At 66.3% G+C, this 25,784-nt stretch carries 19 protein-coding genes; 7 read left to right on the top strand and 12 right to left on the bottom strand.

From position 1 onward, the window contains the following. Positions 1 to 80 precede the first annotated feature (80 nt). The gene (locus tag MFF62_RS23925; RefSeq protein ID WP_238265612.1) at positions 81 to 1,298 is read left to right on the top strand and encodes a cytochrome P450; all 1,218 of its coding nucleotides are present in this window, start codon (positions 81 to 83) and stop codon (positions 1,296 to 1,298) included. A 10-nt stretch (positions 1,299 to 1,308) separates the two neighbouring features. Here the strand turns inward: MFF62_RS23925 and MFF62_RS23920 are convergent, their stop codons facing one another. From MFF62_RS23920 to MFF62_RS23895, 6 genes are all read right to left on the bottom strand, one after another. Continuing rightward, the gene (locus tag MFF62_RS23920) at positions 1,309 to 2,376 is read right to left on the bottom strand and encodes a sensor histidine kinase (protein ID WP_238265611.1); all 1,068 of its coding nucleotides are present in this window, start codon (positions 2,374 to 2,376) and stop codon (positions 1,309 to 1,311) included. 136 nt (positions 2,377 to 2,512) lie between these two features. Next, a complete protein-coding gene (locus MFF62_RS23915) occupies positions 2,513 to 3,175 on the bottom strand; it encodes a response regulator transcription factor (RefSeq protein WP_238265610.1) in 663 nt (220 codons plus the stop codon). Between the two features lie 78 nt (positions 3,176 to 3,253). Beyond that, positions 3,254 to 4,531 (bottom strand): MFS transporter, encoded by a 1,278-nt coding sequence (locus MFF62_RS23910; RefSeq protein WP_238265609.1) that lies wholly within the window; start codon positions 4,529 to 4,531, stop codon positions 3,254 to 3,256. A 54-nt stretch (positions 4,532 to 4,585) separates the two neighbouring features. Then, entirely contained in the window at positions 4,586 to 7,375 is a 2,790-nt protein-coding gene (locus tag MFF62_RS23905) for a molybdopterin-dependent oxidoreductase (protein ID WP_238265608.1), read from the bottom strand. Next, entirely contained in the window at positions 7,356 to 8,207 is an 852-nt protein-coding gene (locus MFF62_RS23900) for an FAD binding domain-containing protein (RefSeq protein ID WP_238265607.1), read from the bottom strand. Before MFF62_RS23900 ends, MFF62_RS23905 begins: the two co-directional genes overlap by 20 nt. 24 nt (positions 8,208 to 8,231) lie before the next feature. Further along, positions 8,232 to 8,918, bottom strand: a complete 687-nt coding sequence (locus MFF62_RS23895; RefSeq protein ID WP_238265606.1) for a TetR/AcrR family transcriptional regulator — start codon at positions 8,916 to 8,918, stop codon at positions 8,232 to 8,234. 346 nt (positions 8,919 to 9,264) lie between these two features. Between MFF62_RS23895 and MFF62_RS23890 the strand changes: the two genes are divergently transcribed. The 3 genes from MFF62_RS23890 to MFF62_RS23880 all read left to right on the top strand — a co-directional run bounded on the left by MFF62_RS23890 (position 9,265) and on the right by MFF62_RS23880 (position 15,226). Then, the gene (locus tag MFF62_RS23890) at positions 9,265 to 10,572 is read left to right on the top strand and encodes a sensor histidine kinase (protein ID WP_238265605.1); all 1,308 of its coding nucleotides are present in this window, start codon (positions 9,265 to 9,267) and stop codon (positions 10,570 to 10,572) included. A 157-nt stretch (positions 10,573 to 10,729) separates the two neighbouring features. Beyond that, positions 10,730 to 13,384 (top strand): alpha-ketoglutarate dehydrogenase, encoded by a 2,655-nt coding sequence (gene mdeB / locus MFF62_RS23885; RefSeq protein WP_238265604.1) that lies wholly within the window; start codon positions 10,730 to 10,732, stop codon positions 13,382 to 13,384. A 357-nt stretch (positions 13,385 to 13,741) separates the two neighbouring features. Continuing rightward, positions 13,742 to 15,226, top strand: a complete 1,485-nt coding sequence (locus MFF62_RS23880) for a SulP family inorganic anion transporter (protein ID WP_238265602.1) — start codon at positions 13,742 to 13,744, stop codon at positions 15,224 to 15,226. Positions 15,227 to 15,233: 7 nt separating this feature from the next. Here MFF62_RS23880 and MFF62_RS23875 read toward each other — a convergent pair whose 3' ends face one another. The 5 genes from MFF62_RS23875 to MFF62_RS23855 all read right to left on the bottom strand — a co-directional run bounded on the left by MFF62_RS23875 (position 15,234) and on the right by MFF62_RS23855 (position 21,579). Continuing rightward, positions 15,234 to 16,367 carry a hybrid sensor histidine kinase/response regulator gene (locus MFF62_RS23875; protein ID WP_238265601.1) on the bottom strand — a complete coding sequence of 378 codons (1,134 nt, stop codon included), beginning with the start codon at positions 16,365 to 16,367 and terminating at the stop codon, positions 15,234 to 15,236. Positions 16,368 to 16,375: 8 nt separating this feature from the next. Then, positions 16,376 to 16,972, bottom strand: a complete 597-nt coding sequence (locus MFF62_RS23870; RefSeq protein WP_283205372.1) for a chemotaxis protein CheB — start codon at positions 16,970 to 16,972, stop codon at positions 16,376 to 16,378. 9 nt (positions 16,973 to 16,981) lie between these two features. After that, on the bottom strand, positions 16,982 to 17,872 hold the full coding sequence (locus MFF62_RS23865; RefSeq protein ID WP_238265600.1) for a CheR family methyltransferase: 891 nt from the start codon (positions 17,870 to 17,872) through the stop codon (positions 16,982 to 16,984). Continuing rightward, a complete protein-coding gene (locus MFF62_RS23860; protein WP_238265599.1) occupies positions 17,854 to 21,006 on the bottom strand; it encodes a response regulator in 3,153 nt (1,050 codons plus the stop codon). Before MFF62_RS23860 ends, MFF62_RS23865 begins: the two co-directional genes overlap by 19 nt. A gap of 135 nt (positions 21,007 to 21,141) precedes the next feature. Then, positions 21,142 to 21,579, bottom strand: a complete 438-nt coding sequence (locus MFF62_RS23855; protein WP_238265598.1) for a DUF1801 domain-containing protein — start codon at positions 21,577 to 21,579, stop codon at positions 21,142 to 21,144. Positions 21,580 to 21,747: 168 nt separating this feature from the next. On the opposite strand from MFF62_RS23855, the gene MFF62_RS23850 reads away from it, so the two are divergent. Together MFF62_RS23850 and MFF62_RS23845 are read left to right on the top strand one after the other, a co-directional pair. Further along, positions 21,748 to 22,635: a LysR family transcriptional regulator gene (locus MFF62_RS23850; RefSeq protein ID WP_238265597.1), complete on the top strand. Its 888-nt coding sequence runs from the start codon at positions 21,748 to 21,750 to the stop codon at positions 22,633 to 22,635. A gap of 24 nt (positions 22,636 to 22,659) precedes the next feature. Next, complete coding sequence (locus MFF62_RS23845) at positions 22,660 to 23,778, top strand: NAD(P)H-dependent flavin oxidoreductase (RefSeq protein ID WP_238265596.1); 1,119 nt, start codon at positions 22,660 to 22,662, stop codon at positions 23,776 to 23,778. A gap of 13 nt (positions 23,779 to 23,791) precedes the next feature. On the opposite strand, the gene MFF62_RS23840 is transcribed toward MFF62_RS23845, so the two are convergent. Continuing rightward, entirely contained in the window at positions 23,792 to 24,706 is a 915-nt protein-coding gene (locus tag MFF62_RS23840; protein WP_238265595.1) for a LysR family transcriptional regulator, read from the bottom strand. 158 nt (positions 24,707 to 24,864) lie between these two features. Between MFF62_RS23840 and MFF62_RS23835 the strand changes: the two genes are divergently transcribed. Further along, positions 24,865 to 25,611, top strand: a complete 747-nt coding sequence (locus MFF62_RS23835) for an SDR family oxidoreductase (RefSeq protein ID WP_238265594.1) — start codon at positions 24,865 to 24,867, stop codon at positions 25,609 to 25,611. The last annotated feature ends 173 nt before the right edge of the window (positions 25,612 to 25,784 follow it).

Raw genomic sequence — 25,784 nt, 5'->3', positions numbered from 1 at the left:
ACGCGCGCTGCTATAAGTTGGCGCGGAAACCGTGCCGGTTCTCCTCTCGTCTCCCTCGCCAGATCAATAAAAAAGCCGTGATGAATTTCGAGTCCTTCGCCTCGCCCGCCTTCTTCGAAAACCCCTATTCGCTGTACGAGCAGATCCGCAACGCCGGCCCCCTGCTGCCACTCGGCCCCAACCTCTACGTCACCGGACGCTTTCGCGTGATCGACGCCCTGCTGCGTGACCGCCGCATGGGCAAGACCTACTTGCAGAGCGTGCAGGCCCGCTACGGCGAAGCCGCCACGCAAGACCCGGTGTTCCAGGCGTTGAGCCGAACCTTCCTGATGATGAATCCGCCCGCGCATACCCGGCTGCGCGCGCTGCTGATGCAGGCGTTCAACCGCAGGCAGGTGGAAGGCCTGGCGCAGATCGTGGAGACCACCACGCGCAGCCTGCTCGACCGCATCGGCAACAAGGGCGAATTCGACCTGATCTCCGATTTCGCGCTGCCGCTGCCGGTGGAGATCATCTGCCGCCTGCTCGATATTCCTGTGGAAGACGGCGTCAAGCTGGGTGGCGCCGCCAGCCGGCTGGCCAGCGCGATGGACCTGGCGCCGCTCAACGAGAGCCTTCTGGCTGAAGCCAACACGGCAGCCCGCACGCTGGAAGCCTACTTCCGCGATATCGTGGCGCAGCGCCGTGCGCAGCCCGGCGACGACCTGGTATCGAGCCTGCTGGGCGTGGAAGACGACGGCGCCACGCTGACCGAAGCCGAGATCATCTCGAACGTGATCCTGCTGTTCGTGGCCGGGCACGAGACCACCTCGAACATGATCGGCAACACGATGATCGCGCTGTTCCGGGCGCCGGACGAACTGCAGCGTCTGAAGGATGGGCTGGGCGACCGGGCGCTGGTGTCGCGCGCCGTGGCGGAATGCCTGCGGTACGACGGCGCGGTGCAGATGGTGGTGCGTACGGCCTTCGAGGACGTGACGCTGGACGATGGCAGTGGTGTCACCGTGCCGCGAGGCAGCATCGTGTTCATGCTTGTCGGCGCCGCCAATCGCGACCCCGATGCGTTCAGCGATCCGGATCGACTCGACCTGTCGCGCGATGGCACGCCGTCGCTGTCGTTCGGCGGCGGCATTCACTACTGCCTGGGTGCACGGCTGGCCATGCTCGAACTGGAATCGGCCATCGCGGGCGTGCTGTCGCGCTTTCCAGCGCTGGCGCCGGTCGATCTGGACCAACTGCAGTGGCATCGCCGCAATAACCTGCGCGGCGTGCAGTCGCTGCGCGTGCGCACGCGCTGAGAATCAACCCCTAGAGCGGTAACGACAGCCGCGCCTCCAGTCCGCCCTCGCACCGGTTTCGCAGCGCCAGTTCGCCGCGAATTGCCAGTGCGAGCCGGCGGGCTATGGCCAGGCCCAGTCCGCTGCCCGGCCCCCGGGTAGCGGTTTCCGCCGACCGGTACCACGGCCTGAACACGGCCTCCAGCTCCGTCGGGGCGATGCCGGGCCCCGAATCGAGCACGGCCAGGTGCAGGTGCCGGTCGTCCATGCGCACGCTTACCCGGACATCGCTGCCATAGCGCAGCGCGTTATCGACCAGGTTGACCAGGATGCGACGCAGCGCGTGCGGGCACGTGAGCACGGATCGGCCCACCTGGCCATCGAGCACCAGCGCGCAGCCGGCATCGCGGTAGTTCCGTACCAGCGCGGCCAGCATGCCGTCGGCATCGACGTCGCGCGGCTTCTGCGCCTGGCCGCTCTGCATGCGCGCACACGCCAGCCCCGCCTCGGCAAGCTCGCGCATCTCGTCGAGATCGCGCTCCATCGCCGCGCGCAGCGATGGGTCTTCTATCAGGTCGCACCGCAGCACTAGGCGCGTCAGCGGCGTGCGCAGGTCATGCACGTATGACGCCTGCATCGTCAGCAGTTCCGATTCGCGCTCCGCGCTGTGCCGCCGGGCCGCATTGATGGCTCCGCTCAGCCTTGCCACGTCGGGCGGGCCGGCCTCGGTCAGTGGTACCGTGCGCCCCTGATCCGCCGTCGCCAGTTGTTCCACCTGCCAGGCCAGGGCCGCCATCGCGGCCCGCAGCAGGCGCGCACGATGCACGCAGGTGCCGGCCACCAGCGCGGTGCCCGTGCCAAAACCCAGCACGCCAATCACCAGCGCCGCCGCGCCCGATGTCATGCTGGCCAGCTGGCCACGCACGCCCAGCCATTCCGCGCCCAACAGCAGAAGCAGGATGCCCAGCGCCAGCGCATGCCGCAACCGGCCATGGCGGGACCAGTAGCCGGCCCACTGGCGGGTCCATTGGCGGGTCCAATCCGTATAGATGGGAGACTGGGAGGAAACGTTTGGCGGTGCGGCCGTGTCCATGGTCATTGTCGATCTCCGTTCGCCGTCTGTCTCGTACGGCGCGGCGGAATGACATCATGGTTTGGGTGCAACGCACCATCAGCCCGGCAGGTGACGGCGGGCATACCAACATATGTGCTGGCATTGCCAAAATGCAGATGGGCTAGGCGGCGGCTTCGACGTCCAGCGCCTGCATCATGCGCACCACTTCCACCACGGTCCGCGCGTTCATCTTGCGCATGGCATGGCCGCGATAGATCTTGGCGGTGATCTCGGCCACGCCCATGGCGGCCGCGATCTGCTTGTTCATCAGGCCGGTCACCAGGTGCCGCAGCACCTCGCGCTCGCGCAGCGTCAGGGTTTCCCAGCTCGACCGCAGGCCGCTCAGTTGCTGCTCGGTTTCCAGCCGCTTCATGTCGCGTTCCAGCGCGGCAATCACGGCATCGATCATGTCCTGGTCACGGAACGGCTTGGCCAGAAAGTCGACCGCGCCGGCCTTCATGGCCTTGACCGTCATGGCCACATCGCCATGCCCGCTCATGAAGACGATCGGCATATGCGGCTGGCCCTTATCCACCAGCGACCTCTGGAACGCCAGCCCGCTCTGGCCGCGCAGGCGCACGTCCAGCACCAGGCACGACGGTCCGTCGGCCTGCGGCGCGCGCAGGAATTCCTCGATCGAGCCGAACGCCCTGACCTGCATGTCGATCGATTCCAGCAGCCCCACCAGGGCGGCGCGCACCAGTTCATCGTCATCGACGATGTGGACGGTGCCCTGCGCGACCACCTGCGGCGCCAATGAGAGCGTGGATTCAGCCGCGAGCATGATCGAAAGCGGTGATGTAAACGTCCATAGGCGCGAATCCATACCAATGTATGGTGCGGCGGCGTGAAAATCCGGGCGTCATGGCGTTGTTCCCATGGTTTCGAGCGCTTGGCCCTTGGTTTCCGGCAGCACCAGCACCATCAGCAGCACCAGTCCGTAGGCGGCGCCGGAGAAAATGGCGATGGCCATCGCCAGGCTCATCGAATGGCTCAGCCAGCCGACCAGGCTCGGAAACAGCGCGCCGATGCCCCGGCCAAAGTTGTAGGTAAAGCTCTGGCCGTTGGCCCGGCTCTCCGACGGGAACAACTCGGTCAGGTACGCCCCGACGCCGCTGAAGATGCCGCACGACGAAAAGCCCAGCGGAAATCCGAGCCAGAGCATTTCGGCATTGGTCAACGGCAGCGTCAGGTACAGGTAGACCGACACCAGCGACAGCACCGAGAACAGCATGAAATTGCGCCGGCGTCCCCAGTGGTCCACCAGATAGGCACCCGCTATGTAGCCGCAGAACGATCCCACGATGATCACGAGCAGGTAGCCGCCGGTATCGAGCACCGACAGGTGGCGCTCGATCTTGAGATAGGTCGGCAGCCACGTCGACATCGCATAGAACCCGCCTTGGATGCCGGTGCACAGCAGCGCCGAGGCCACGGTCCGACGCAGCAGCGCCGGCGAGAAGATGACCCACACCGACGGGCCCTTGCCCTGCTTGCGCGCGGCGCCGGTGGCCTTGAACGCCTCCGGTTCCTCCACATGGCGGCGTACGTAGATCACCAGCAGCGCGGGCAGGATACCCACCCAGAACAGGCTGCGCCACGCCAGCGATTCGGGCAGTACCGAGAACGCGATGCTGTAGAGAATCGCCGCCACGCCCCAGCCCACGGCCCAACCGCTTTGCACCAGACCCACGGCCTTGCCACGGTGCTTGGGCGCGATCATCTCGCCGATCAGCACCGCGCCAACCGCCCATTCGCCGCCAAAGCCCAGGCCCTGCAGCGCGCGCAGCACGAAGACCTGTTCGAAATTCTGGGCAAAGCCGATGGCGAGCGTACAGACCGAGAACCACAGGATCGTGCCCTGCAATACCTTGACCCGGCCGTAGCGGTCGGCCAGCATGCCGGCGATCCAGCCGCCGATGGACGAGAAAATCAGCGTCACGGTGCCCAGCAGCCCGGCCTGGCCGCGATCCAGGCTCCACAGGTCGATCAGCGACGCCAGCACGAAGCTGAACACCATGAAGTCGAACGCATCAGTCGCCCAGCCCGCGAACGATGCCTTGAATGCCCGCTTGTCCGCCGGGCCCAGTTCCGCATACCACCCTAAGCCGGAGGCCGACTGCGTGGGGGCTTGATCCATTTTTGTTGTTGTCATCATTGTCTGGATTCCAGATCTGTCGGTCGCCCGTACAGGCTAGTCGTGGCCGCCCTGTTCCGCCAGCGCGCGCAGCACGACGTCGGGCAACGCGGGCGCCTGCCGGATGCGCACACCGGTTGCATCGTGGATGGCATTCAGGATGGCCGCCGCCGTGGGCACCAGCGCTGGTTCGCCAATGCCCTTGGCGCCGTAGGGGCCCAGCGGGTTCGGTGCCTCGACAAAGATCGCGCGTACCTCGGGCATGTCGTGCACCGTGGCAATCAGGTAGTCGTGCAGGTTGTTGTGCTTGCCGGGGTGATACTGCTCCATCAGCGCCAGCCCCACGCCCTGGGCCACCGCGCCTTCCACCTGGCCTTCCAGCAGCGTCGGATTGATCATGCGCCCCACGTCGTGCGCGGCCACCACCTTGCTTACCCGCACGCGCCCGCTCTCGCAATCGACCACCACTTCGGCAATCTGCGCGCCGAACGCGTAGGTGCCGTACGGACTGCCCTGGCCGGCAGCGTCCAGCGCCGTGATCGGCGGATCGAAGCTTTCCTCGGCGGCCACGGTGTAGCCATGGGCGTCCACCGGCAGGCCGCGCAGGTCCAGTCGCTGGCCATCGATGTGGAGACCGTCCGCGTTCGCGTGGATGCGGGCATCTGCCGGCGCGCCCGCCAGTTCCAGCAGCCGGCGCCGCAAGGCGGTGCCGGCCAGGAAGGCGGCGCGGCCGGTAATGAACGTCTGCCGCGAGGCCGACGTGCGGCCGCAGTCGGGCGTCAGGTGGGTATCGGGGCCGACGATGTGAAGCTGGTCGACTGGCACGCCCAGCGCATCGGCCGCGATTTGCGGGATCACCGTGTTGGCGCCCTGCCCGGCGTCCACGGCGCCCTGGTGCAGCACCACCGTGCCGTCCGGCCGCACGCCAAAGCGCACCGTCGATGGATTCGGCAACGCGGTATTGCCGCAGCCATAGAAGAAGGCGGCCAGGCCAACGCCATGGCGAATGCCGGCCGGCGACGCTGCATTGAGCGTGGCCACGCGCGCCTGGGCTTCAAGCCAGGCGGGGCGCAACGCATCGAGACATTCGACCAGCCCGACGCTGTGGTCCAGCACCTGCCCCGTGGGCAACGAATCCCCCGGGCGCATGGCGTTGATCACACGAAACTCCAGCGCGTCGATGCCGACCTTGCGCGCCAGTTCGTCGATCAGTTGCTCCTGCGACATCGTGGTCTGCGGCACACCGAAGCCACGGAACGCCCCGGCTGGCGTGATGTGCGTGTGCACCGCGCGGGCACGCGCCCGGTAGTGCGGAATGACATACGGGCCGCCCGCGTGCACCGGCACCCGGTTGGCGACTGCGGTGCCCCACGACGCAAACGCGCCGGTGTTGTAGTCGCCGTCGAACTCCACCGCGCAGAGCCGGCCCTCGGCATCGGCCGCCATGGTCGACACGATGCTGGCGGGATGACGCTTGGTCGATGTCGCCATCGATTCCTCACGCGAGAACACCATGCCCACGGGCCGGTCCACGTGCCAGGCGGCAATCGCCAGCCACGGCTGTAACGTCATGTCGAGCTTGCCGCCAAAGCCGCCGCCCACGGCAGTGGCCACCACGCGCACCCGTTCCGGCGCTACGCCAAGGATGCGCGCCAGATCGGCGCGATGCGGATGCGGCGCCTGCGTGGACGAGTAAATCTCGACGACGTCGCCGACACGCCGCGCCCAGCCGGCTTCAGGCTCCAGGTAAGCGTGCTCGACGAAGCTCGACGTGAAACTGGCGCTGACCACGTGGCGGGCATCCTTCAACGCCTCCGTGGTATCGCCCTGGCGGACCACACCTTCGATCAGCACATTGTCCGGACGGCTGTCGTGGAGTTTGGGGCTGTCGTCGCGCAAGGCGTCGGCGACGGCCATCACCGGCACCAGCGGCTGCCAGGTCACCGGGAAATCTTCCAGATCCAGCGCGGCGACCACCTCGGGCTCGCCGATCACCAGCGCAACGGCCTCCAGGTAGTGGCGCACCTCGGCAACCGGCAGCACGGGCTGGTCGGCATAAGGCGTGGCCACGCCGTGGAGGTTCTGGCCCGGCACATCGGCATGCGTCAGCACCCGGTGCACGCCCGGATGGGCCGCGACGAACGCATCGATATCGCCAAACGCAAAGCTGGCTCGGTGATGCGGGCTGCGGACCGCGCGCAGCACAAGGCTGTCGGCGGGCCAGCCATCGGCGCCAAAGCACTGGCTGCCGTCGACTTTTTCCGGACCATCGAGACGGGTTAGCGGCACGCCGACCATCGTGCCCTGCGCGGGCGGCATCGTGCACGGCCGCGCCGGGGCGCCGCACCCCACTTCGGTCACGGCATCAACAATCTTCTGGTAGCCGGTGCAGCGGCAGAGCACGCCGTCGATGGCTTCGCGGGCGCTCGCGCGGTCGGTCACGCGGCCAGCATCGATGGCCGCCGCCGACGCCAGCAACATGCCCGGCGTACAGAAGCCGCACTGCACGGCCTGGTGCGCCAGGAATGCGTGCTGAAGGCGCCCGCCGCATTGCGTGCGCTCGGCCATGCCTTCAACGGTCACCACGCTGCGCCCGGCAATCTGGCCCACGGGCACCAGGCAGGCATAGCGCGCCTTGCCGTCGATCAGCACGGTGCAGCTTCCGCAGTCGCCCTGCCGGCAGCCTTCCTTGGTGCCGAACTGGCGCAGGTCCGTGCGCAGATGGTCGAGCAGGCGGCGCGACGGGTCGGCGGGCAGCGGCAGCCGCGCGCCGTTCAGGTCGAACCAGCCGGCATCGGCCGTGGTGTCGCCGTCGCGGCTGGTGGCTTCAGGCAGCGGCTGCGTCATGGCCGGATTCCTCGATGCAAAGATTGACGGCCCGCGCAATGGCGAGCCGGGCAAGGTGAAGTCGATGCGCGGCGGTGGCGCGGCAGTCGTCGATGGGGGTGAGCGTTGCCAGACTGGCTGCGTCGATCACGCCGGCTAGCTCGCTCGGCCTGCGTCCGGCCAGCGCGGCCTCCAGCGCCGGCAGCCGCAGCGGCACGGCCGAAGCGCCGCCGACGGCCACGGCTGCTTCCGCCAGCGTGTTGCCGGGCGCCATGCGCAGGTGGACGGCCGCCGACACCACGGCCAGCGCCATGCCATCGCGATTCGTGCATTTCATGAAAGCGGTGTGGTCATGCTCGCCCGGTTGCCGGAATGTGATGGCCACGAGCAGTTCGTCCGGCGCCAGCGCAGTGCGGTACCGGTCCAGCAGGAAGTCCCCCAGCGGCAGGCGACGCACGCCGCGCACGCTGGCCAACTCCACGGTGGCGCCCAATACCAGCAGTGGCGGCACGCCGTCGGCCACCGGCGACGCATGGCACAGGTTGCCGCCAATGCTGCCCTGGATGCGGATTTGCCGCGATCCAACGCCAGCGGCGGCTTCACGCAGCGCAACGGGCAGCCACGCGGTCTGAGCGATGGCCTGCCAGGTGGTTGCCGCGCCAATGCGCACCGTTCCGTCGTGGCGGGCAATGCCGCGCAGCGCGTCGATGCCGCTGATATCCATCCATTCGTACCGGGCTGGCACCAGCGCCGGTTGCGCGAAGCAATCGGTGGCGCCGCAGACGATGCGGCGTGGGCGCTCGGCAAGCCCGGCCAGAGCGGCTTCGACGGTGTGGGGGCGTAGGTAGTGCATCGCGATGTGGGGACGATGTCTTCGTTATTGTGCCGGCTGCCCTGCGGGCAGTACATCCGCGCGAACCGTGCGCAACACACTGTCGATCACGAAAGACTCCCAATGGCGCACGGCTTCCGGGGTATCCAGCTCCTCGCCCAGGAATGCCGACAGCGTGTAGCGGTTCGATGTATAGAAATAAGCCGGCGACGCAATCAGCAGGAACACGTCACGGGCGTTCAGGCCCGGCCGGAACAATCCCTGCGCCATGCCGCTCGCCAGTATCCGCTCGATGATCTCCACCGCGTGCGACGAATACTCGCCCCGGCGATCGGACTTCGATACGTGCCGGCCCTTGTGCAGGTTCTCGGTATTGAGCAGATTGACGAAATCGGGATTGCGCCGATAGTAGTCCAGCTTGAAGCGGATGACCGTCTTGAGCGCCTCCACGGGGTCCGACGGATCGGGCGCCACGCTTGCCTCGGCCTCGTCCATACGCCGGTAGATCCCTTCCAGCACCGCGATGAACAGACCTTCCTTGCTCCCGTAGTAGTAATAGATCATGCGGTCGTAAGACTTCGCCAGTCGGGAAATCTTCTCGACACTGCCGCCTTCATAGCCATACCGCGCGAAGACCTTGGTCGCCGCGCTGAGAATCTTGTCGCGAGTGGCCTGCGCCGCAGCTTCCCGGACTCCGGTGCCGCGCACGGCCTTCTTTGCTGCTTGGGTCATATCACTCCTATGACAGCGGCCCCTCTCCGCTGGCCTCCTCATTTTTCTGGAGGCATCCGTTCCGTGCATTTCATACAGGGAACACTACATGAGTGAACGGATGATACGCGGTGATGTGACGATTCGCAACAAAAAGAAAAATACCGTTTATTTTCAATATCTTGTTCACGATAAAAGTCGGTAAATCCGGCCCTTTCAGAACCATCATCAAGGTCTTCCGTTTGTCTTTTTCAAAACGGATGTGCTAAGGTTGGTGTATGGAGTGTTCACTACATGAATGACGATTCGAAGCAGTCATGCGGATCGTGCGGAGTTACACACAAGCGGGGTGAGAGGCCAAAAAGAAATGAACAACAAACTCGATGATTTACAGGTGCCGGACGTACGCGCGCTGCAGCGGATTTCCGATACGCTGGCCACCGAAGCCATGCCCGACAAGCGCGTGCAGACGCTGCTCAATGCCGCGCTGGAAAGCACTGGCGCGTCATGGGGCTGCCTCGCCGTGGCGCAGGACGGCATCTGGGACGTGGCCGCCGAAGCGTTGGCGCCGGGCTGGTCGAAAGTCCTGAGCGCGCTGTGCGCCTTGCCGGCACCGGTGGCTGCCAGCGAATTGCCGCTGTCCCTGCTGGCCACCGCGACGACCCTGCGCAACGGGCTGGTACTGGACGACGCCATCACCGCGCCCGACTGGCAAGCGGACGACTACGTGCGTCGATGCCGGCCACGCGCCGTGATCTGCGTGCCTATGCGTTGCCATGGATCTCTGGTCGGGGCGCTCTACCTGGAACATCGGCACGTCACCGGGGTATTCACGCCGGCCAGGACGGCCGTGGTGGAGATTATCGCGTTGCAGGCCGGTTTCGCACTCGAAAACGCCCGGCTGCACGATGCACTGTGCGAACAGGGCGCCCGGCTGACCAGCACCGAGGCGAAGATGCGCGATACGCTGTCGGAACTGGCCCGCGCCAGCCGCTTCAAGGCGTACGGCGAACTGGTGGCGTCGATCGTGCACGAGGTGGCGCAACCGGTGACGGCGCTGGACTCGTCCGCACGGGCCGGCTTGCGCTGGCTGGATCGCAGCAGCCCCAACATCGACGGCGCCCGCGAGATGCTCGCGCATATTTCCGCCTGCGCGATGCGCGCCCGCACCATCATCAACGGTCTGCGCGCCAAGGCCCAGCAGGTAGAGCCCACCTTTGCCGTGTTCGAGCTCGATGGCGCGCTGGCGGAAGTGGCGGAGATGGTCGCCTGCACGCTCGACGCCATGAACGTGACCCTGCGCCTGGAGGCGCCATCGCCTAAAACCCTGGTACGAGCCGAGCGCGTGCAACTGCAGCAGGCCATCGTCAACCTGCTGATGAATGGCGCAGAGTCGATGCTGGCGGTTCCGCAGGGCCAGCGCGTGCTGTCGCTGAGTTGCGAGTCAGCGCATGATCTGCTGTGCATCCACATCGACGACAACGGCGAAGGTTTCGACCCGCAACTGGCGGACCGCTTCTTCGAGCCGCTGTTCACGACCAAGCCCAACGGCATGGGCATGGGGCTGTCGATCTGCCGGTCGATTGTCGACGCCCATCACGGCCGGCTGGAACTCACGCCACGCGCGGCCGGCGGCACACGGGCCACGATCGCCTTGCCACGCCTGGCGAGCTGAGCAGCAGCTTTTAATACGTCATGCTGCCAATGATGACATTGGCAGCATGACGTGCTGCACAACCGCGAGACCACAACCCAATCCGGAATGTTCTGTTCCCCCCTGCGGCCTAGAATCGATTGCACGACAACGGCATTCGCTTTTCAGGAGACAAGCCATGGGGCACGCCGAACCACTCAAGCCACTGCAGATCGACGGGGACATCGATCCGCTGGAAACACAGGAATGGATCGAGGCCCTGAGCGGCGTCGTGACCGGCGCGGGCGCGCAGCGAGCGGGATTCCTGCTCGAACGGCTTGGTGAGCACGCGGCGCACCTGGGGCTGGACAAGCGCGCGCACCCCTACTCCGCCTACCAGAATTCGATTACCCCGCAGGCTCAGCCGCCCTATCCCGGCGACCTCGCGCTGGAGCAGCGCCTGACGGCCATCCTGCGCTGGAATGCACTGGCCATGGTGGTACGCGCCAACAAGGCGTATGGCGAACTGGGCGGCCATCTGGCCAGCTATGCATCGGCGGCGGAAATCTTCGAGGTGGGCTTCCAGCATTTCTTTCGCGCCGATACGGCCGAGCGCAAGGGCGACCTGGTGTTCTTCCAGCCCCACTCGGCGCCCGGCGTCTATGCCCGCGCCTTCCTGGAGGGCCGACTGTCAGAGGACCAACTGTCGCGCTATCGGCAAGAGGTGGACGGTGCCGGACTGTGCTCGTACCCGCATCCCTGGCTGATGCCCGATTTCTGGCAATTCCCGACTGGCTCGATGGGCATCGGGCCCATCAGCGCCATCTACCAGGCGCGTTTCCTGCGCTATCTGGAGCATCGCGGCATCGCGTCCACGGCAGGCCGCCGCGTGTGGGGTGTGTTTGGCGATGGCGAGATGGACGAGCCCGAATCGCTGGCCGCGTTGTCGCTGGCGGCACGCGAGGGGCTGGACAACCTGACGTTCGTCATCAACTGCAACCTGCAGCGGCTGGACGGCCCGGTGCGCGGCAACGGCCAGGTGATCAACGAACTCGAAGCGCTGTTCAGCGGCGCCGGCTGGAACGTCATCAAGGTGGTCTGGGGCTCCGAGTGGGACACGCTGTTCGCGCGCGATACCAACCACGCGCTGCTCAAGCGCTTTGCGGCCATGGTCGACGGCGAATACCAGAACCTTGGCGCCAAGGACGGCGACTACAACCTCTCGCACTTCTTCCACCAGGACCCCGAACTCAAGGCACTGGTGGCGGGCATGAGCGCCGCCGACATCGACGGCCTGCGGCGCGGTGGCCATGACCTGCGCAAGCTGCACGCGGCGTATCACGCGGCGGTGCGGCATCCGGGACGGCCCACGGTCATACTGGCCAAGACCAAGAAGGGCTTTGGCATGGGCAACGCGGGCGAGTCGCGCATGACCGCGCACCAGCAGAAGAAGCTCGACATCGATGCGCTGCAAGCCTTCCGCCAGCGCTTTGCGCTGCCAATCGACGACGACGCGCTGGCGTCGATGCAGTTCTACAAGCCCGCCGACAATAGCCCCGAGATGGTGTACCTGCGGCAGCGGCGCGAAGCGCTGGGCGGCTACCTGCCGCGCCGCACCGACCAGGCACCCGCGCTGCCCGTGCCGCCGCTCGACAGCTATGGCGGCTTTGCCCTGGCACCGGACGGGCGCGAGGTGTCTACCACCACCGGCGTGGTGCGCCTGTTCACCAATCTGATCAAGGACGCCAGGATCGGTCGACGCATCGTGCCCATCGTGGCCGACGAGGCGCGTACCTTCGGCATGGCCAACCTGTTCCGGCAAATCGGCATCTACTCGCCGCAGGGCCAGCTCTACGAGCCCGAGGATGCCGGCTCGATGCTGTACTACAAGGAAAGCCGCGACGGCCAGTTGCTGGAGGAAGGCATCACCGAAGCCGGTGCGATGGCATCGTGGACGGCGGCCGCCACGTCGTACAGTGTCAATGGCGAGCCGATGCTGCCGTTCTACATTTACTACTCGATGTTCGGCTTCCAGCGCGTGGGCGACATGATCTGGGCCGCCGCCGACCAGCGTGCGCGCGGCTTCCTGATCGGCGCCACCGCCGGCCGCACCACGCTGTCCGGCGAGGGACTGCAGCACCAGGACGGCAGCAGCCAACTGGTGGCCGCCACGGTGCCCAACTGCCGCGCCTACGACCCCGCCTTCATCGGCGAGGCCGCCGTGATTATCGACCACGGCGCACGGGCAATGCTGGAGCATCAGCGCGACGAGTTCTACTACATCACGGTCAACAACGAGAACTACGCACAGGCACCGGTGCCGGAGTCCGCGCACGCCGACGTGATCCGCGGCATGTACCGCTTCGGCACGCGTGGCGACGGCGCCGCACGCGTACGGCTGCTGGGCTCGGGCCCCATCCTGCGCGAAGTGATCGCCGCCGCCGACCTGCTCGCGCAAGACTGGAACATCGCCAGCGAAATCTGGAGCGTGACAAGCTTCCCCGAACTGGCCCGCGACGCCAGGGAATGCGAGCGCCAGCAGCTGTTTGGCGGTGCCGACGCCACCAGCCATGTGGCACGCTGCCTTGCCGGCGCGGCTCCGGTGGTGGCCGCCACCGACTACGTGCGCGCCTACGCCCAACTGATCGCGCCGTATGTCGATGCCCGCTACATCGCGTTGGGCACCGACGGCTTCGGCCGCAGCGACACGCGAAACGCCTTGCGCCGCTTCTTCGGGATCGATCGGCACCATGTCGTGGCCAGCGCGCTGCATGCGGTGGATGCGTTGTTGCATGCGCAGGCCGTGGCAAGGTATGGCTTGAGTGTGGAGAAGGCCGCGCCGTGGAATTGCTGATCGTTTAGTCCTGCCCGTCACCGCTGGTTTGCTCCCTTCTCCCGCCCGCGGGAGAAGGGTTAGGGGAGAGGGCATGCGGCTCTGCTTGCCGACAAGTCGCAATTTGAACCGCTGCGCCCTCACCCGCAGCCCCTCTCCCACGCTGTGGGAGAGGGGAGCAAACCGGCGGGATACTCCAGAGCAAACCGGCCTTCCGCGCCCCACCCAACACTCTCCACACTAGACCGCGCCGCCCCATTCCCCTAAAATTCCGCCTCGCGGCGATTCCCCTCGCCTGCTTGCCCCCAGCTTCCCTTCGAGTCGACATCCTGCGCCCAAGCGGCCTTGTCGAACTCGCACAATCAGCAGGTCCTTCCCATGAAAACGCATACTTTCCGCGAGGAATGGTTCTCCAACGTCCGTGGCGACACGCTTGCGGGCATTGTCGTGGCGCTCGCGCTCATTCCCGAGGCGCTGGCCTTTTCGATCATTGCTGGCGTGGATCCGTGCGTCGGCCTTTACGCCGCGTTCAGCATCGCCGTGGTCTCCGCTATCGCAGGCGGCCGGCCCGGCATGATCTCGGCGGCCACCGGTGCCGTGGCGCTGGTCATCGCGTCGCTGGTCAAGGCGCACGGCGTGGAATATGTGCTGGCCGACGGCATCCTGGCGGGCGTGTTGCAGATCGGCGCCGGCTACCTGCGGCTGGGTGCACTGATGCGCTTCGTCTCGCGTTCGGTGGTCACCGGCTTCGTCAATGCACTGGCGATCCTGATCTTCCTGGCCCAGTTGCCGCAACTGCAGGGCGGCGCCTGGTATGCCTATGCCATGGTTGCCGGCGGCCTGGCCATCATCTACCTGCTGCCGCGCATCACGCGGGCGGTGCCGTCGCCGCTGGTCTGCATTGTCGTGATGACTGCCATCTCGATGGCGCTGCAACTGGACCTGCGCACGGTCGGTGACATGGGATCGTTCCCGGACGAGCTGCCGGTGTTCGCCCTGCCCCAGGTGCCGTTCTCACTCGATACGCTGCGCATCATCTTCCCGTACTCGGTCAGCATCGCCGTGGTGGGCCTGCTGGAATCGCTGATGACGGCTAGCATCGTGGACGACTTCACCGACACCGCCAGCGACAAGAACCGCGAATGCCGGGGCCAGGGTTGCGCCAACATCGTCGCGGGCTTTCTGGGTGGCATGCCCGGCTGCGCGATGATCGGGCAGACCGTGATCAACCTAAAATCGGGCGGGCGCGGCCGGCTTTCCACGTTCATTGCCGGCGCATTCCTGCTGGTGCTGGTGGTATTCCTGGCACCGTGGGTGCGTCAGATCCCGATGGCGGCGCTGGTGGCCGTCATGGTCATGGTGTCGATCAGCACCTTCGACTGGCGCTCGGTGGCCAAGCTCCGCACCAATCCGGCCAGTTCGTCGGTGGTCATGGTGGCGACGGTCGTGGCCGTGGTCACCACCCACAACCTGGCAATCGGCGTCGGGCTCGGGGTGTTGCTGAGCGCGATCTTCTTTACAGAAAAGGCGCGCCGCGTGCTGACGGTGGAATCCGCGCTCGATGCGGACACGCAGACGCGCCGCTACGTGGTGCGCGGCCAGGTGTTCTTTGCGTCGTCGGAAGCACTAGTCGCCGAGTTCGATTTCCGCGAGCCGATCCGTGCCGTCAGGCTCGATCTGTCGCACGCCCATTTCTGGGACATCACTGCCATCGACGCACTGGACCGCATCGTCCACAAGTTCCGGCGCAATGGCATCGCAGTCGAGGTTACCGGCCTGAATCGTGCCAGCGCGACGATGATCGAGAAGTACGGCACGCACGACAAGGCTGGTACCGAGGCCGGCGCCGGACTGTCCCACTGACCGATTTTTAACGCTGGATGGCGCGCTGCGCCGTGCAGCATTCGCGCGGCAGGGTCACGGTGAATGTCGTGGTGCCCTGCTCCGGCGACGATTCGGCGACCACCGTGCCGCCGTGCAGCATCACCAGCTCGCGGGCGATGTAGAGCCCCAGCCCGAGCCCTTCCGGGCTGCTGTTGCCCACGGCGTTCTCGGCGCCGGAATGGAACGCCTCGAAGATATGGTGCAGCACCCCCGGGTCGATCGCGCCGCCGTTCGAGACGGACACCACCACGCTGTTGGTAGCCGAGCCGTCAACGCGCACGTTGACGGGCGCCACGGAATCGCCGTGCTGCAGCGCGTTACCCACCAGGTTCTGCAGCACCTGCGCGATCAGGTCCGGATCGATCGTGGCCCGGCAGTCGCCCGCCAGTTCCAGCGCCAGTTGCATCTGGCCCCGCGACACCTGGCATTCGTCGACAATCGCCGCGCAGATCGCGCCAAGGTCCGACGCCTGCGGCATCAGACTCACCCGGCCGCCATGCAGCCGCGCCACGTGCAGCAACTGGTCCACCATGCGTGCCATGCGCTGGCTGCTACGTGAAATACGCTCGGTGGCGGGCTTGAGCTTTTCCTCGCCGCCGAAGCGGCCCAGGAACGACGCCGACGCGATGATCGCCGACAGCGGCGTGCGCAGGTCGTGCGCCAGCACGGCCATCAGCATCTGGTTGGTCTTCAGTAGCTGCTGCGCGGTTTCGAGCTGCTCGGCCAGCAGTTGTTTCTGTTGCGCCAGTTGCACGAAGACATCAACCTTGGCCGACAGCACGCGCGCATCCACGGGCTTGAACAGGAAATCCACGGCGCCCGTGGCGTAGCCGCGAAACGCCCGCTGGCTATCGTGGCCCGCGGCCGTCAGGAACAGGATCGGGATCTGGCTCGTGCGCTTGCTGCCGCGCATCAGCTCGGCCAGTTCAAAGCCATCCATCTCGGGCATGTGCACGTCGAGGATAGCCAGCCCGAACTCGTGGTCGAGCAGCAGTTCCAGCGCCTGGGCCCCCGAGTTGGCATGGACGATCTCCACGCCGGGCTTGGCCAGTACCGCGTCCAGCGCGGTCAGGTTCGAGACGATATCGTCGACAGCGAGAATTTTTACGGGAGCTTGCATGGTAGGCATCATTCAGTCAGGCAGGCCAGCCCTTGGCCAATGGCTTCCGGTGTCAGGATGCGGTCGGCAACACCGCGTGTGATGGCATCCTGCGGCATGGTATCGACCAGCGCGCTGTCCGGCGCCTGCACCCACGTCTGGCCGCCGGCCGCGTGGATGGCGGCCAGGCCGCGCGCACCGTCGTCGTTGGCGCCCGACAACAGGATGCCGAGCATGCGTTTGCGCCATGCAATGGCCGCCGATTCGAACAGCACGTCGATGGACGGGCGCGAATACCGCACCGGCGGTTCCACGGACAGTGCCAGCCGCACGCTGCCCGGCACGGCGGGGTCCGCTTCCACCAGCAGGTGGTAGTCGGGCGGCGCCACATACAGGTGGCCGGCTTGTACCATCATCTTGTCCTCGCCTTCATGCACGGGCAGCCTGCAACGCAGCGCCAGCAGCTCGGGCAGCAGGCTCGTCGACGACGGCACCTGGTGCACCACCACCAGCACCGCCGGCGCACCGACACCCGGCAGCATTGGCAGCAGCGTGTTCAGCGCTTCCAGCGCACCGGCCGAGCCGCCGATGACCACTGCGGCGCATGACTGTCTCGCGGTATCCATGGCCATGCCTCATAACTTGCGGTAGAGCCGCTCGCGCGGCACCAGCGCCTCGAAATCCTGCACATGCGCACTGAAATGCAGGCTCTCCTTGCTGCCCAGGCCCAGGAAGCCGCGACGCGCCAGCGCATCGCGGAACAGCCCGATGGCACGGTCCTGCAGCGGCCGGTCGAAATAGATCAGCACGTTGCGGCACGAAATCAGCTGCGCCTCCTGGAACACGCTGTCGGTGGCCAGGCTGTGATCGGCAAACACCGACTGCTGGATCAGCCGCGCATCGAACTTGGCCTTGCCGTAGGCGGCGTGATAGTAGTCGGACAGCGACCGCTTGCCGCCCGCGTCCAGGTAGTTCTGGCTAAACCCGCGCAGGCGGCCCGCATCGTACACGCCGGCGCGCGCAGTGACCAGTGCCTCGGGGTTGATGTCGGTGGCGTAGAACACCGTGCGCTGCGCCAGGCCCTCTTCCTCGAACAGTATCGCCAGCGACCACAGTTCCTCACCACTGCTGCAGCCGGCCACCCAGACGTTGATCGACGGATAGGTCTTCAGCACCGGTATCACGTGCTCGCGAATCGCCAGGAAGTAGTGCGGGTCACGGAACATCTCGCTGACCTGCACCGTCAGGTACTGCAGCAGCCGGCCGAATACCACGGGGTCGCGCAGCATGCGGTCCTGCAGCCGCGACAGCGTGGAAAGGTGCAGGTCCTGCAGCGCCTGCTGCAGCCGGCGGCGCAGCGACGCGCGTGAATAGGCCCGGAAGTCGTGCTGGTACTTGCGGAAGATGGCCTCCAGCAGCAGGTCCAGCTCGATTTCGAAGTTGTCGTCGGGCAAGGTGCCGGCGTCCTCGCCCACGGGCAAGGCGGCCGGGTCCGTGGCCTTCGGCCTCAGTTTGCGTGTAGCCATACGCGACACAGCGAAAGAAGTTTGTCGACGTCGATCGGCTTGGCGATGTAGTCGTTGGCACCGGCCTTCAGGCACGCCTCGCGATCGGACTGCATGGCCTTGGCGGTCAGTGCGATGATCGGCAGGCGCGCGTAGCGCGGCATCTCGCGGATGTGGCGCATGGCCGTGATGCCGTCCATCTCGGGCATCATGATGTCCATCAGCACCAGGTCCACGTCGTCCATGCGGTTCAGCACGTCCAGCGCCTCGCGCCCGCTGCGCGCGATTTCCACCGATGCGCCAAGCGGCTCGATGACCTTCGACAGCGCGAAGATGTTCCGCGCATCGTCCTCCACCAGCAGCAGCTTGCGGCCGTCGAACGTGTCGTCACGGCTGCGCGCGGCGCGCAACATGCGCTGGTGCTCGGGCGGCAACGACGATTCCACGCTGTGCAGGAACAGCGTCACCTCGTCCAGCAGCCGGTCCGGCGAGCGCGCGCCCTTGATGATGATCGACTTCGAATAACGGCGCAGGCGCTGCTCGTCCTCGGCCGACAACTGCCGGCCCGTGTAGATGATGACGGGCGGCATCAAGCCGGCATGGTCCTGGGCCAGTTGCGCCATGTAGGCCAGCAGGTCGTGGCCGGTGCCGTCGGGCAGCACCATGTCCATCACCACGCAATCGAATGGCGTGCCATCCAGCGCGGCCGTGGCGTCCGCCACGCTGTCCGCCGTGACGATCTCGGCGTCGAGCGACTTCAGCAGCGCGCGGATGCTCTCGCGCAAGGCCGGGTCGTCTTCGATCACCAGCACGCGGCGCTGGCCGGCCGTCATGCGCGCTTCCAGCCCACGGATTGCCGCAGCCAGCTTGTCGCGCTCGCTCGGTTTGAAGGTGTAGCCCACCGCGCCCAGGTGCAGCGCCGCTTCGGCATGGTCGCTCACCGACACCAGGTGCGTGGGGATGTGCCGTGTGGCCGGATCGCGCTTGAGCCAGTCCAGCAGCGTCAGGCCGGACTGGTCCGGCAGCGCCACGTCCAGCAGGATGCCGCACGGCTGGTGGTGGCGCGCCAGTTCCAGGCCCTGTGCCGAAGTGGTGGCGTGGATGCAGTCGAAATCGAGTTCGTGAGCCAGGTCGTAGAGGATGCCCGCGAAGTCGCTGTCGTCCTCCACCACCAGGATCAGGCGGTTGCCGCGCGTGCGATGGTCGCGGTCGTCGGCGATGGGCGCCGGATAGCCCGGCTGCACGCGCTCCGGCACGTCCTGTTTGGGCGCCGGCGCGGGCACCGGCGGCACCGCGCGCGGCGGCGGCGCCAGCACCTTGTCGTGCGGCTCGGCCTGTGTCATCAGTCCGGCCTGCGTCGCCGCGTCGCCGGACAGCACGCGCGGCACGGTCAGCGCGAAGACGCTGCCCTGCCCCGGTTCGCTGGCCACGGAAATCACGCCGCCCAGCAGCCGACCCAGTTCGCGCGAGATCGACAGGCCCAGCCCCGTGCCGCCATAGCGCCGGCTCGTGGTGCCATCGGCCTGCTGGAAGGCTTCGAAGATGACCTGCTGCTTGTCCTTGGGAATGCCGATGCCGGTGTCGCGCACTTCAAAGCGCAGCGCATCGTCGCCCTGCACGGCCATGGCCAGCGTGACCGAGCCCGATTCCGTGAACTTGAACGCGTTGGACAGCAGGTTCTTGAGCACCTGCTGCAGGCGCTGGTTGTCCGACACGATGGCATCCGGCACGCCGGGCAGCATCTCCACGCGGAACGGCACGCCCTTGGCCTCGCCCACATGCCCGAACAGGTTCTGCAGCGTGCTGGCCAGCGATTGCAGCTCCACCGTTTCGCGCTCGATCACCAGGTGTCCGGCCTCGATCTTCGACAGGTCCAGGATGTCGTTGATCAGGTTCAGCAGGTCGGTGTTGGCCGCGTGGATCGTGGCCGCGTAGCGCACCTGTTCGGTGGTCAGCGTGCCATCCTTGTTTTCCTGCAGCAGCTTGGCCAGGATCAGCGCACTGTTCAGCGGCGTGCGCAGTTCATGCGACATATTGGCCAGGAATTCGCTCTTGTACTGGTTCGAGCGCTCCAGCGCGCGCGCATTGGCCGCCAGTTCGGCCTGGAACGTCATCATCTCGCGCTTCTGGCCTTCCAGCCGCTGCGAGTGTTCCTCCAACTGGACGTTGGTCTGCTCCAGTTCGGCCTGCTGCGCTTCGAGCCGCGCCTGCGAATCCATCAGCGCGCGGCCGCGTTCCTCCAGTTCCTCGTTCGATACGCGCAGTTCTTCCTGCTGGACCTGCAGTTCCTCGCTCTGGCGCTGGGTCTCGCCCAGCAGCTTTTCCAGCCGGCCACGATACGCTGCCGAGCGCAGCATCATGCCGATGGGCTCGCCAATGCGTTCGAGCAATTCCACGATGTCGGCGGTCTCGTGCTGCATCGAGACAAAGCCCAGTTCCACCACGCCGATCACCTCGCCCTCGGCGGTCAGCGGCGCCACCACGATCTCATTGGCCGCCGTGCGGCCCAGCGCGGACGACACCTGCAGATAATCGGCGGGCAGACCGCCCACGGCGATCACGCGGTTCTCGGCAGCGGCCTGGCCGGCCAGCGTCTGGCCCGCGATGATCGTCTGCGGCAATGCGGCGGCATTGGCCAGCCCCCACACCGCCACGCGCTGCATCTGGCTGCCTTCAACCTGGTAGACCACGCCGACGTGGGCTTGGCAGATCTGCGCCAGCGCCCGCACCAGCCCGTCGCCAACATTGCCGGCCGACTGCGCGTCGCGCATGGCCTGATGCACGCGCACCTGCGATTGCTGCAGCCAGTTGGCGCGCTGCATGGCCTGCTGCGACACGATATAGCGGTAGACCACCACCGCCAGGAACCACAGCATGGCCACGCCGGCGCTGCGATTGATGATGGCGAACAGCACGTTGGCGTTGCTGGTGGGCGATATCGCATAGCCGATGCCAACCAGCACCGTGCCCACCGCCGCCGCAATCAGCGGCACCCGCGAGTCGTTGCCATACAGGCTCAGGCAGACCGGCACGAGGTAGAAGATCCATGCCGCCAGGCCGAGTGGCGTCAGCGCGTCGATGCCAAATACCACGGCCATCGAGACCGGTACCAGGATCGCGCCGAACAGAAAGCGTTGCAGGGAGGACGGATTCATACCGACGGGGCAGGAAGATGACGGGGCGGCGCTGGCCGAAGACCGGCCGACACCCCAGCGTCAAGCAAAGCGCCTCATGCTACCCCGCGTGCACCGAAATAGATGTCGGTGTCACACCGACATGCGGCGCCGGCGCTACGCCTTCGCGGCGGCCCTGGCCCGGGGTTTCGGCTTCGGTTTGGCCGATGCCTGGTTCGCGGCGATGGCGGCCCGGATCAACGCCTTCAAGGCCGTCTTGTCGATCTTTTCGCCTTCACGGAAGTCGATGGCCCGGCGGACATTGCCTTCCAGGCTCGAATTGAACAGCTTTTTGGGGTCAGGCAGCGACGCGCCTTTCGGGAAGGTCATCTTCACAGCGGCCTTGTAGACCTCGCCCGTGCAGAGGATGCCGTCGTGCGACCAGACGGGCACGCTCCACTTCCATTCCTCTACCACCTCGGGGTCGGCTTCCTGGACGATGGCCCGCAGCGCCGCCAGCGTCTCGCCGCGCCAGTCGGCCAGCTCGGCAATCCGTGCATCGATCAGCTCGTCGGCGGGAATACCCGCGTCCGTCTCGCTAGCGCTCTTTCCCATACCGGTGTCTCCATCGGATCACTGCGTTGCGGCCAAGGCCGGACGGACATCACTATAGATCACCTGCCGCCCCAATCCGACAGCTTGACAAATCGTTCTCCAATTACAATACTAACCACACTTTTCATTCTCAATTGGAGAACGACACGGACGTGTCGCCAAATCGCCGTGGAACTGGCTGAACTTGAGATTTTCCGGGCCGTCGCACGCGAGCAGAGCATCACTCGCGCCGCCAAGTTGCTGGAACGCGTGCAGTCCAACGTGACCACGCGCGTCAAGCAACTGGAAGAAAGCCTGGGCGTGCCGCTGTTCCAGCGCACGAACAAGCAAATGATCCTGACCCCCGCCGGCCAGCGGTTACTGGGCTATGCCGACCAGTTGCTGGCGCTGGCCGAGGAAGCGCGCCAGTCGATGCGCGTCGATGCCCCGAGCGGGCGCCTGCACGTGGGGTCGATGGAAAGCACCGCCGCCACGCTGCTGCCGCGCCCGCTGGGCCGCTTTCATGCCGCCTGGCCCGACGTGGAGGTGGACCTCGCCACGGGCACCTCGCAAGCACTGGTCGATGCCGTGCTGCAGCGCCGTATCGACTGCGCGATCGTCGCGCATCCGGGCACGGGCGCGCCGCGCGATATCGACGTCGCCGACATGGGCGAGGGCCTGGAAGGCGTGTTCCTGAAGACCGAGGAGCTGGTGCTGGTGCTGCCCGCCACGCATCCCAAGGTGCGCCGGCCCGAAGACGTGAAGCTGCGCCAACTGGCGGCCTTTTCACGCGGCTGCACCTATCGCCGCTGTGCCGAAGACTGGCTGGAGCAGGCTGGCGACGATGCGCGCCGCAATCTGTCCGTCATCGAACTGCCCTCTTATCACGCGATCCTGGCCCATGTGACGGCCGGGTCCGCTGTCGCCATCGTGCCGCGCTCGCTGCTGGCCATGCAAGGCGACACCAGCGAACTCCAGACCGTTCCGGTGCGCAAGGTGCATACGTATCTGATTCACCGCGCCGGATTCTCTACCTCCGCCTACGAGGCGTTCCAGCAGGAACTGCGCCGTAGCTAGCCCGTACCCCCGAGGATTTTTGCAATGGACACCTCCGATCGTCAGACCCTGTCGCGCAACCTGCTGTCCCGCATGGGCATGCGCCTTCCGATCATCCAGGCGCCGATGGCTGGCGTCAGCACGCCTGCCATGGCGGCGGCGGTATCCGAAGCCGGCGGCCTGGGCTCCCTGGGCGTTGGCGCCATGGACGCCGAAGGCGCGCGCAAGGTCATTCGCGACACTCGCGCGCTGACCGCCAAGCCGTTCAACATCAACCTGTTCTGCCACGCCCCCGCCACGGCGAACGCCGAACGCGAGTCGGCATGGCTGATGTATCTGGCGTCCGCGTTTGCCGAATTCGGCGCCACGCCGCCGGCCAGCCTGCGCGAGATCTACAAGAGCTTTGTCGTCGACGACGCGATGTACCGGATGCTGCTGGAAGAAAAGCCCGCCGTGGTGAGCTTTCATTTCGGCCTGCCGGCGCAGGAATGGATCGACGCGTTGCACGCGGCCGGTATCGTGCTGCTGGCCAGCGCCACGTCGCTGGCGGATGCCCGACGCATCGAGGCGGCCGGCGTGGATGCCATCGTCGCCCAAGGCATCGAGGCTGGCGGCCATCGCGGCACGTTCGATTCCGAGGCCGAGGACGAAGGGCTGGGCACGTTCGCGCTGGTGCGCGTGCTGGTTGAGCGCACCCGCCTACCGGTCATCGCGTCCGGCGGCATCATGGACGGTGCTGGCATTGCCGCAGTTCTGGCGCTGGGCGCCACGGCCGCGCAGCTTGGCACCGCGTTCGTGGCCACCGACGAATCAGCCGCCGACGCCGCCTATCGCGCCAACCTGACCGCCGCCGATACGCGCCCCACCACGCTGACCCGCGCCATTTCGGGCCGTCCCGCACGCGGCTTCACGAGCCACTTCACGCGGCTGGGCATCGCCGCCGGCGCCCCGGTAATTCCGGACTATCCGGTGACGTACGACGCCGGCAAGGCGCTGCACGCGGCGGCCAAGGCCAAGGGCGTTAGCGAATACGCGGCGCAATGGGCCGGCCAGGCCGTGCCGCTGACGCGCTCGATGCCGTCGGCGGAACTGGTCAGGGTGCTGGAACAGGAACTGCGCGAATCGCTCGATCAACTCGCCGGCCTGCGGGCGGCGCTGGGCTGATTTCTCGCACCGGTCAGCCGGCTTTCGGCTGGCTTAGCAATGGGCTGTTGGCAAACTCACCGGCCGCCCAGTCCAGGAATGCGCGCACGCGCGGCGAAAGCTGGCGCGAGCGCGGATACAGCAGCGACACCGGCTGCGACGGCGGCGGGGTGTCGCGCAGGATTTCCACGAGCGAGCCGGACTTGAGCTGGTCGACCACGTGGAAGCGCGGTACCTGCGCCATGCCCAGGCCCAGCTCGATGCCAGCCAGGTAGCTTTCGGTGCCTGTCACGGCCAACGGGCACGGTAGCGCGGCCGATTTGAGGTCATCCCCCACGACAAATTCCAGTGGCGTGACGTTGCCGGTGCTCATCTGGCGAATTGCCACCATCCGGTGACCGTCGAGCGCATCGAGGCCGGTGGGCGTGCCAAATCGTTCCAGGTATCTAGGCGTGGCGCAAGTCAGGCGGTCGAGCATGGCCACCTGCCGCGCCACCAGTTCGCTATCGGGCAGCACGCCGTAGCGCAACACGCAATCCACGCCCTCTTGCACGAGATCGACCCAGCGGTCGCCTTCGCTCATCGTGATCTGCAGTGCCGGATAGCGCTCCAGGAATGCCGGAAAGCCGGGCATCAGGAAATACCGGGCCAATGTGCCCTGCACTTCGATGCGCAGCATGCCGCGTGGTTCGGCACCGCTGAAGCCGCCTTCCGCGTCCTCGATATCGTCAAGGATGCGCAGGCAGCGCCGGTAGTACGCCTCGCCATCGAGCGTCGGCCGCACCACGCGCGTCGTCCGCTGCAACAGCCGTACCCCGAGGCGCTTCTCCAGATCGGCAATCACCTTTGTCACGGTGGAACGCGGCACCTCCATGTCGTTGGCCGCCACCGTGAAGCTGCGCCGCTCCACCACGCGTGTGAAAAGCCGCATCGCGTCGAATCGGTCCATGCTCGCCCCGTTTGTGTATTTTGCGTCTCTTTTTTGCGTTTGCCGGGTTTTGATTGTTTCCCTGGCAGAACAAGTGCTGGCAATTCTAGGCCGATTATCCAGACACTGGTATCGCCCATAGTTCATTCACACCACAACCTGATCTACCGGAGCCCCAGATGACCCGTACCGAAACCACTCAGAAAGTCGCTATCGTCACCGGCGCCTCGCGCGGCATTGGCGCCGCCATCGCCCGCCGCCTGGCCGCCGACGGCTTCACCATCGTCGTCAACTACGCTGGCAACGCCCGCGACGCCGAAGGCGTGGCCGCCAACATCGAAGCCGCGGGCGGCCGCGCCCTGACCCACCAGGCCGACGTCAGCGACCCCGCCGCCGTGGCACGCATGTTCGCCGCGGCCGAAGCGGCCTTCGGTGGCGTGGACGTGCTGGTGAACAACGCTGGCGTCATGAAGCTGGCCACGCTGGCCGAGGCCGACGATGCGCTGTTCGACAGCATCATCGACATCAACGTCAAGGGCACGTTCAACACGCTGCGCGAAGCTTCGCGCCGCCTGCGCGACGGCGGCCGCATCGTCAACCTGTCGTCAAGCCTGGTGGGCCTGCTGATGCCGACGTATGGGGTCTACGCGGCGTCCAAAACGGCCGTGGAGGCGATGACCCACGTGTTGATGAAGGAACTGCGCGGCCGCAATATCAGCGTAAACGCCGTGGCACCCGGCCCGACCGCGACCGAATTGTTCCTGGACGGCAAGTCGCCGGAACTGATCGAAAAGATGGCGAAGATGGCGCCGCTGGAACGTTTGGGCAAGCCGGAGGATATTGCCAATGTGGTGGCTTTTCTGGCTGGGGCGGATGGTGCGTGGGTGAACGGGCAGACGTTGCGGGTGAATGGCGGGGTTATTTGAGGCGCGCGTCGATCTCGCAACTGTCGGTTTGCTCCCCTCTCCCGCATGTACAGACCGGGAACATAGGTAACACCCGTTCGGGAACATGGGTAACACGTCTAGACTGGCCGGCAGTGTCTTTTTGGAGACCTGCCATGCCATGGAAGGAAGTGTCACTCATGGATCAACGCGTG

Origin of the sequence: Cupriavidus pauculus (assembly GCF_022179805.1) — a bacterium.
In the GTDB taxonomy this organism is placed as follows: Bacteria; Pseudomonadota; Gammaproteobacteria; order Burkholderiales; family Burkholderiaceae; genus Cupriavidus; species Cupriavidus pauculus_E.
This window is presented reverse-complemented; position numbering and strand designations above follow the sequence as displayed.